Annotated in this window: 4 protein-coding genes; all 4 read left to right on the forward strand. The window is 68.7% G+C overall.

The window, feature by feature from the left end; all coding sequences use genetic code 11:
- Positions 1 to 454, forward strand: a 454-nt coding sequence (locus tag I5E_RS04960; RefSeq protein ID WP_022906014.1) for a carbohydrate ABC transporter permease, incomplete at its 5' end; no start/stop codon positions are given.
- Positions 455 to 602: 148 nt separating this feature from the next.
- The gene (locus tag I5E_RS25225) at positions 603 to 743 is read left to right on the forward strand and encodes a hypothetical protein (protein ID WP_022906015.1); all 141 of its coding nucleotides are present in this window, start codon (positions 603 to 605) and stop codon (positions 741 to 743) included.
- Positions 744 to 823: 80 nt separating this feature from the next.
- Complete coding sequence (locus I5E_RS04970; RefSeq protein ID WP_022906016.1) at positions 824 to 1243, forward strand: hypothetical protein; 420 nt, start codon at positions 824 to 826, stop codon at positions 1241 to 1243.
- Positions 1244 to 1339: 96 nt separating this feature from the next.
- Entirely contained in the window at positions 1340 to 1849 is a 510-nt protein-coding gene (locus I5E_RS24215; protein WP_022906017.1) for a hypothetical protein, read from the forward strand.
- Positions 1850 to 1859: the final 10 nt, after the last annotated feature.

A 1859-nucleotide genomic window follows, 5' to 3' on the forward strand; every position in this document is an offset into this window, starting at 1 on the left:
CTTCCTCGTCGTCGCGAAGATCGGCCTGGTCGACTCCCCGTGGGCGGTCATCCTGCCGACGGTGTTCGACGTGGTCGGGATCTTCATCGCCCGGCAGTTCATGCTCGGGGTGCCGGACGCCCTGATGGAGGCCGCGCGGCTCGACGGCGCCGGTGAGTTCCAGACCTTCTTCCGGGTCGTGCTGCCGACCTGCGGTCCCCTCGTCGGGGTGCTCGTGATCCTCGGGTTCATGACCCGGTGGAACGACTTCCTCTGGCCGCTCGTCGTGCTGCAGGGCAACGAGAACCTCACGGTGCCGGTCGCGCTGTCGACGCTGACGAACAACCCGGCGTTCAGTTCGCCGTGGGGTGCCGTGATGGCGATCGCCACCGTGACGGTGCTGCCGCTGCTCGTGGTGTTCCTGGCGTTCCAGCGGCAGTTCGTGCAGGGCATCGCCTCGACGGGGATCAAGTAGGCCGCGCCGGACGGCGCGGGTGCGCCGGTCGCGGTGGCAGTCGCGACCGGTGCGGGGTCGGGAGGCGCGGTGTGGTCGGACACCGCGCCTCCCATGTGCGCGGGCCGGTCTGATATGTTGACGGTCATCCGCGGGGCGGGGAGGACGCATGGGGGATCTGCAGGTCGACACGTCGACGCTCGACGCACTGACGCACGCGCTGACACCAGTGCCGCGAGCCGTTCGGCTCGACCGAGCGTTCAGCGACAAGCGCGACGGCGCCCTCCGGGCGGCAGGTGCCGCCGGGTGACCCGACGATCCAGAGTAGTCATCGTGAGCCTTGTGACGTCCTCATCCCTGTCACTCACCGCGTGCGCCGGAGGACCGTCGATGACGGAGACACCCGACTCGAGCGCATCGTCCTCGATCACTCGCGCTGCCGCTGAACAGCGGACGACCTCGATCCAGGACCGCGTCATCGCGACCCTTCCCGAAGGCGCAGTTGCGAGCAGTCGGACGATCGACTGGACCCTGCTCGCGTGCTCGGCCACCGAGGTCTCGGCTGCCGGCGGCGCGTGGCTGACGCTCGCGCGCGACATCGACGTGGGCGCCGCGTACGACGCGATGATCGCCGCCGTCCGCGACGACGGCTACACCGCTACCACGGACACGACCGGCAAGGGGGCGAAGCGCTTGACGATCACCGGCGTCGCTGACGACCAATTGCTCATCACCATCGACAACGACAGGCGGAAGATCCGGATCTCGTCGTTCTCGCAGTGCTTCCCCGGGTCTCTCACCGACGACTGAGCGGCTGGCAGGACCATGAACGGACCAGCACGACAAGGTTGCTCGGATCGAGGGCAACCAGGACGTCCTCGACGACCTCGTGGAGAAGATCTTCCCGTGACCAGCCACCGATTCATCCCATCCGCCATCGGGGCGCTCATCGCCCTCGCCCTGACTGCCTGCGCGGGAGGCCCGTCCATGACCGCATCACCGGCGACCTCCTCGAGCTCGGACCAGGCGGCGGACCGCTCCGGGGCGGAGGACCGCGCGGGCACCGTCCAGCGCAGGATCGCCGAGACGTTCGACGACGACAAGGTCTCGTCCGAGACGACTCGCGACTGGGTGCTGCTCGCGTGCAGCGACTCGGAGGTCCAGTCCGCGGGCGGGATCACCCTGCGCTTGGCGGCATCCGAGCCAGTCGACTCCGCCTACGAGAAGATCCGGTCCGAGTTCTCGGCGGACTCGTCGTTCACGGCTGAGACCGGGAAGACCGGGCAGGGAGCCGAGCGGCTTGCGCTCAGCCGCGGAACGGGCGAGCGGTACATCGTCACGGTGGACAACGAGTCGCTGACCGTCCGGATCGCGTCGTTCTCGGAGTGCTTCCCAGGATCGTTGGCCGATCGGTGACGACGGACGG

This window comes from Curtobacterium sp. B18 (genome assembly GCF_000333375.1).
Classification (GTDB): Bacteria; Actinomycetota; Actinomycetes; order Actinomycetales; family Microbacteriaceae; genus Curtobacterium.